General features: G+C 37.5%; 5 protein-coding genes. 2 read left to right on the forward strand and 3 right to left on the reverse strand.

Going from position 1 to position 7061, the window contains the following annotated elements; translation table 11 throughout:
• The first annotated feature begins 173 nt into the window (after window positions 1-173).
• Entirely contained in the window at window positions 174-1649 is a 1476-nt protein-coding gene (locus tag ACLU24_RS06300; RefSeq protein ID WP_412611114.1) for an NADP-dependent glyceraldehyde-3-phosphate dehydrogenase, read from the forward strand.
• A gap of 58 nt (window positions 1650-1707) precedes the next feature.
• Here ACLU24_RS06300 and pflA read toward each other — a convergent pair whose 3' ends face one another.
• On the reverse strand, window positions 1708-2463 hold the full coding sequence (gene pflA, locus ACLU24_RS06305; RefSeq protein ID WP_412611116.1) for a pyruvate formate-lyase-activating protein: 756 nt from the start codon (window positions 2461-2463) through the stop codon (window positions 1708-1710).
• Window positions 2464-2465: 2 nt separating this feature from the next.
• A complete protein-coding gene (pflB, locus tag ACLU24_RS06310; RefSeq protein ID WP_412611117.1) occupies window positions 2466-4718 on the reverse strand; it encodes a formate C-acetyltransferase in 2253 nt (750 codons plus the stop codon).
• 725 nt (window positions 4719-5443) lie between these two features.
• On the opposite strand from pflB, the gene ACLU24_RS06315 reads away from it, so the two are divergent.
• Window positions 5444-6262, forward strand: coding sequence for a C39 family peptidase (locus ACLU24_RS06315; RefSeq protein WP_412611119.1), 819 nt, complete (start codon window positions 5444-5446; stop codon window positions 6260-6262).
• A gap of 81 nt (window positions 6263-6343) precedes the next feature.
• Here ACLU24_RS06315 and ACLU24_RS06320 read toward each other — a convergent pair whose 3' ends face one another.
• Window positions 6344-6730, reverse strand: a complete 387-nt coding sequence (locus ACLU24_RS06320; protein ID WP_412611121.1) for a putative ABC transporter permease — start codon at window positions 6728-6730, stop codon at window positions 6344-6346.
• Window positions 6731-7061: the final 331 nt, after the last annotated feature.

Consider the following 7061-nt stretch of genomic DNA (forward strand, 5'->3'; position numbering starts at 1 on the left):
TTTCGTTAAATTATATTTGCTATTCGCGTCGAAGTTTTTAAATTGAAAATTTCGCTCAAGGTGGCGAGCCGCCGCTGTCAAGATGCAATCTACTAATTAAACGAATTTAATATAAAAATGAATTAAGTCCGCTTAACATTCACATACTCTATATATTAAGGAGTGATTATTGAATGTTAAACGGACTTTATGATTCGGAAAAAAATTATAAAAATCTAATAGGTGGCGATTGGCTTTTTGCAACAAATAATGCTAATCTTAAAATCTTCTCCCCTATTGATGGTTCATTGATTGGTACTGTTCCTGCAATGAGCTGTGAAGATATAGATTATGCTATGAATGTTGCCAAGAAATCTCAAAATCTATGGCAAGAAACACCTATGTATATGAGAGCGGAATATCTCTATCGTGCCGCAGACCTACTAAAAGAATATAAACAGGTTATTTCTCATGTTATAACTATGGAAATCGCAAAGGACAAAGCCTCTGCCGAAAGCGAAGTAGAACGCACAGTAGATTTTCTGAGATATACTGCCGACATAGGCAAATCCCTTGAAGGAACAGCCGTTTATGGAGAAAATTTTCCAGGCGGAAGTAGGGACAAGCTTTCATATGTCACAAGAGAACCTCTTGGAACAGTTCTTGCAATTTCTCCATTTAATTATCCTGTAAACCTTTCTGTATCCAAAATTGCACCCGCACTTATGGGAGGAAATACTGTTGTTTTAAAACCACCCTCACAAGGCGGTATAAGTGCCCTATATCTTGCCTTAGTATTCAAAGAGGCCGGTTTACCCGATGGTGTTCTTAATACCGTTACAGGCAGTGGCTCAGAAATTGGCGACTACCTAATAACCCACCCTAATATTGATTTTATAAATTTCACAGGAAGTACCGCCGTTGGTCATCACATTGCAAAAAACTGTGGAATGATTCCGATTATGCTTGAGCTTGGCGGAAAAGACGCCGCAATTATCCTTGATGACTGCAATCTCGACTATGCCGCCGAACAGTGTGTCGCAGGTGCGTTTTCTTATTCGGGTCAAAGATGTACCGCCGTAAAACGCATACTCGTTATGGAGAGCATAGCCGACCAATTTGTTGCTCTGCTCAAAGAAAAAACTTTAAAATTAAAAAGTGGTTCTCCACACGAAGATGTAAGCATAGTTCCTCTGATAAATGATAAATCCGCTGATTATGTTTTCGGTTTAATCGAAAGTGCTGTAACAAAAGGTGCAGAAGTTATCACAGGTGGCACTCGAAACGATAAGCTAATCTCACCAACAGTTTTAGACTATGTAACAACAGATATGGAGGTTGCATGGGAAGAACCATTCGGGCCAATCTTGCCTATAATTCGTGTCAAAAACATTGATGAAGCTATTTCAATAGCAAATCGCTCCGAATATGGACTACAATCCTCAGTTTTCACAAGCGATATAGGAAAAGCCTTTACAATAGCAAGAAAATTAGAAGTCGGAACAGTACAAATCAATAATAAGACCGAGAGAGGACCAGACCATTTTCCATTCTTGGGCGTTAAATCCTCTGGTATGGGAACACAAGGTATCAAATATTCAATCGAGGCAATGACAAGGCACAAAGCAATAGTTGTAAACCTTGCTGCCCCTTGCAATAAAAAACGATAACAAACAAAAAGGACAATGCCGAAATTTTCAAATCAGCATTGTCCTTTAATATTATATTTTATTGCAAATAATCAGCCGTATGAAGAATTTTCTGAGCTTCTTCAACTTGTTCCTTTGTAGGCACAGGAACGCCCTCAAGTGGATATTTCATTTTAAGCTCTTCCCATTTCATTAAGCCAAGAGTGTGATATGGCAAAATTTCTACCCTATCAACAGTATTAAGTTCTGAAATAAACTTATGCATTTCCTCAAGACCTGCCGGGTCGTCAGTAATACCAGGAACGAGAACATGACGAAGCCACATTTTCTTTCCGTTATCTGAAAGCCACCTTGCCATTCTGAGAATGTTAGCATTATCAAAACCAGTAAGGTTCTTATGCTTTTCAGGGTCCATTTCTTTGAGATCAAGTATAACCAAATCGGTCATAGACATAAGCTTTTTGAATTTATCCATCCATTCGGGATTGTTATCATCAAAAGGCTGTCCTGCGGTATCAATCGCAGTATGAACATTATGCTTTTTAGCAATTTCAAAAAGCTCAATCATAAAGTCCATCTGAAGCAGAGGTTCTCCGCCACTTACAGTGATACCACCGTTTTTTGCCCAATATTTACGATAACGATAGATACGCTCAAATAATTTTTCAGCAGTCCATTCCTCAACATTTTTGCCCTTGCAGCTCCATGTTTCAGGGTTGTGGCAGAACTTACATCTTAGATTACAGCCCTGCAAAAATACAACAAATCTTACTCCAGGCCCGTCAACAAGGCCAAAGGATTCGAGAGAATGAACATAACCTATTGTATCAGCCATAATTACATTGTTGCGTGGCAAGTACGAGAAATAACATCGAGCTGCTGTTCACGAGTAAGGTCAATAAACTTAACTGCATAACCAGAAACACGGATTGTGAAGTTAGCATACTCTTCCTTCTCAGGATGCTCCATAGCGTCGATGAGCTTCTCTTTGCCGAATACATTAACATTGAGGTGATGTGCGCCTTGGTCAAAATATCCGTCCATAACCTGTACAAGGTTACCTACACGCTCGTCATCTGAGTGACCGAGAGCGTCTGGGTTGATTGTCTGAGTATTAGAAATACCATCAAGTGCCCAGTGATATGGAAGCTTTGCAACAGAGTTAAGAGAAGCAAGAAGACCGCTCTTTTCTGCGCCGTAGCTTGGGTTAGCACCAGGAGAAAGTGGCTCGCCGGCCTTTCTTCCGTCAGGCATAGAACCTGTTGCCTTACCATAAACAACATTAGATGTAATAGTAAGGATAGAAGTTGTAGGCTCAGAGTTACGATATGTGTGATGCTTCTTAATCTTATCAAGGAATGTTCTGAGAAGCCAGATAGCGATTTCATCAGCTCTGTCATCATCATTACCGTAGCGTGGGAAGTCACCCTCTGTTACATAGTCAACAACGATACCTGTTTCATCTCTTACTGTCTTAACAGTAGCATACTTAATAGCACTGAGTGAGTCAACAACATGAGAGAAGCCTGCAATACCTGTTGCAAATGTTCTTCTTACTTCTGTGTCGATAAGAGCCATTTCAGCAGCCTCATAGAAGTACTTATCATGCATATACTGAATGAGGTTAAGTGTATTTACATAAAGACCAGCAAGCCAATCCATCATTTTGTCATACTTCTCGATAACCTCGTCATAGTTGAGAATTTCAGAAGTGATTGGACGATATGCAGGACCACATTGATCACGAGTCTTAACATCAACACCGCCGTTTATAGCATAGAGCAAGCACTTAGCAAGGTTAGCTCTTGCACCGAAGAACTGCATTTCCTTACCTGTCTGTGTTGCAGATACGCAGCAGCAGATTGAGTAGTCATCGCCCCATACCGGCTTCATAACATCGTCGTTCTCATACTGAACAGAACTTGTCTTGATAGAAATATAAGAAGCATACTTCTTGAATTCAGCAGGAAGAGCTGATGAGTAAAGAACTGTGAGGTTTGGCTCTGGGGAAGGTCCCATATTCTCAAGTGTATGGAGGAAACGGAAGTCGTTCTTTGTAACCATAGATCTGCCGTCTACGCCGATACCACCAACTTCGAGTGTAGCCCAAACCGGGTCACCAGAGAAGAGCTGGTTGTAAGAAGGAATACGAGCAAACTTAACCATTCTGAACTTCATAACGAGATGGTCGATAAGCTCCTGAGCCTCAGACTCTGTGAGCTTGCCGTTATCCATATCTCTCTGAATATAAATATCAAGGAATGTTGAGATACGGCCAACGCTCATTGCAGCACCGTTCTGAGTCTTGATAGCTGCGAGGTATCCGAAATAGAGCCACTGAACAGCTTCATGAGCGTCCTTAGCAGGAACAGAAATGTCATAGCCGTAAGAAGCAGCCATTTTCTTCATGTCGTTCAAAGCTCTGATTTGCTTAGAAATTTCCTCACGAAGTCTGATAACATCGTCTGTCATTGTGCCATCGCCACAGTTAGCGAAATCCTTCTTCTTCTCTTCGATAAGGAAATCAATACCGTAGAGAGCAACACGACGATAGTCACCAACGATTCTTCCACGACCATATGTGTCTGGAAGACCTGTGATAATCTTATTGTGACGAGCCTTCTTCATTTCAGGAGTATATGCATCAAAAACTCCCTGGTTATGAGTTGTTGCATACTCTGTGAAAATCTTGTGAAGCTCCGGGTCAGGAGTATAGCCGTTTGTTTCGCAAGCCTGCTCAGCCATCTTAATACCGCCAAGAGGCATAAATGCACGCTTAAGAGGCTTATCTGTCTGAAGACCAACAACCTTCTCAAGATCCTTTGTTTCTTCGCTTATATAGCCTGGCTTATGAGATGTAAGGGTAGAAACGATATGAGTATCCATATCAAGAACGCCGCCCTTAGCTCTTTCTTCCTTCTGAAGTCCTTGGAGAATACCCCAAAGAGTGTTTGTAGCTTCTGTAGGGCCAGCAAGGAAAGATGAATCACCGTCATATGGACGATAGTTCTTCTGGATAAAGTCACGAGTATTGACTTCTTCTTTCCAAATGCTACCTTCAAAGCCTTCCCATTGTGTAAATTCTTTCATCGAGAATCCCCTTCCTATATACCAATCTACAACCGGTAAAATTTTAGTAAAGCGTTTAACGAAATTTTTTTAGATATAAAATTCCTGCGAAGAAATTTATCGAAAAAAATCAGTTAAAGCGTCTTTGAGTTGTGTAAGCTATTATAACACACTACAATTTATAGTGCAAGTTTTTTAACGATATTTTAGGTAAAATTTAAGCATAATTTTTTTGGAAAAAGAAAAAACTATATTATAGTTACTGTATATAACACAATTATAATTTAAAAGCTAAAAAGCACAATATGATGTTTCAGGTTATGCTTTTACCACTATATATACAATATGAAATTTATTTATAATTCTTTGATAAATTTTTATCAATGTTTTTCAAGAGCATAATTTTTTTATTTTCACCTTTAAAAAACTTATTTATTTTTACACTATTGTAAAAGTTTGTTCATAAAAAATTATACATATTTCTTCATAATATAATATTTTAAAATTATAACTTCTTAAAATTTAATTTCATAACATATTTTATAATTTTTTGTCTTTTATATTCAAACAAATTTCAACCAAAATTAACATTATGTATAAATGCAAATTTATACATAAATAACGATTAAATTTTCATTGTATATATTTTTACATTTTTTTGACATTTATATGTATAAACTAAGATTGATATTTCTTAAAATTAGAGTATAATCTAATTAAAATTTTTATTAAAGTAAGGAATCAATATGAAAAAATTAATTATTCTTATCTTATTATCAACCACTATTCTTTCAGGCTGTTCCGCAAAACAAACATCAAATCAACAAACAACTTCATCTGAAAAACCTAAACAAACTATCGCTTCTAAATCTCCGGCGAGTAAACCTCAAGCCACTACAGAAGTATCAAAAAATGACAAAAATTCAATTCCGGTTTCTCATACTATAAAGGATTTTGAAGTTATCGATCAGCTTCCTGAGCTTCCAACGGGTTGTGAAATTACAGCGCTTACTATGGTGCTGAACTATTACGGTCTTAATCCTGATAAGGTTGAGCTTGCAACAGAATATCTTCCAACGACCGAATATTCTACCTACTATGAAAATAATAAGCTTATGGGACCTGATTCAGATAATTATTTTTTAGGCGACCCAACGAGCGTATATGGCTATGTTTGTGGAACAGGTGCAATAGTAACCGCAGCAAACAAATTCCTATCAGATAAAAATGCCAAATATGTGGCTAAAGATTTAAGTGGCTGTGATTTTTCAGAATTATATAAATATGTTTCTCAAGATAAACCTATTGTTGTTTGGACAACAATAGAAATGGCAGACAGGTGGGAAACTGAAGATTGGTACACAGAAAGCGGCAAACACTTAGAATGGAGTCAGAATGACCATTGCAGTGTGCTTATGGGATATACCGAAAAAACAGTAAAAATAGCAGACCCTATTCTTGGTGATGTAGAATATAGCAAGACACAATTTGAAAAAGTTCTTGCATCTCGGGGAAATAAAGCTGTTGCACTTTTTGATAAAGATACTTCTTCCGAAGCTCAATAGCAAAGAAAAAATGACAGAATTTCAATTTGAAGTTCTGCCATTTTTATTTTTAAAAGATATAGTATTTTTTAGATATAATTCTTATGCCTCTAAATGCTTTCTTAATGCTTTGCATACAACATCAATCGGTATAGCAAGCAATGCCCAAAGAACACTATAAAGCAAACAAATCTGACCGAAAAGATTGAATGGCAATCCGGAATAATCCCATACCTTCATATCGAATATCATATTTACAATTATTCCTGTGAGAAATTCTGCAGTTGTTATAACAGCACTTCCAAGTAAGCACTTTTTCCAGAGGGGCATTTTTTCTTTGCCTTTGCTCAATTTATATAAAGTATAAAAACATACTCCTCCTGTAATAACCATTGTCCAATGTGTATACTGTCGCCACATAATTTCTATCGCACCATAGGATAAACCACCGATCGCAAAAACTTCTGCATCTTTTATAAGCTCTTTCATAATAATCACCAAGATTATTATGAGCCTAAACTTTTAAATATATTCATTTATTTACAATTATCTAACGCACTTATTTTAAACACTTAAAGTTTAGGTCAAGCTTTTTCAAAAGCTTGCGGTTTACAAAGGTAGTCACCTACGGCAGAGCCTTTGGTGGATTTTAAGGGCGAAGCTCTTAATATCTATTAAAGTGTCGGACTTTTTCCGACACTTTTTTATTAATGTTACTAACAAAAGAAAAAGCGGCGGATAAAATCCGCCGCTAAAAGAGCAAAGAATGTTAAGGGCGTTGCCCTTAAAACCCATGAGGGACTCCGTCCCTCAACCCTGC

It is taken from the genome of Pseudoruminococcus sp., from assembly GCF_047012705.1.
GTDB lineage: Bacteria > Bacillota > Clostridia > Oscillospirales > Acutalibacteraceae > Pseudoruminococcus.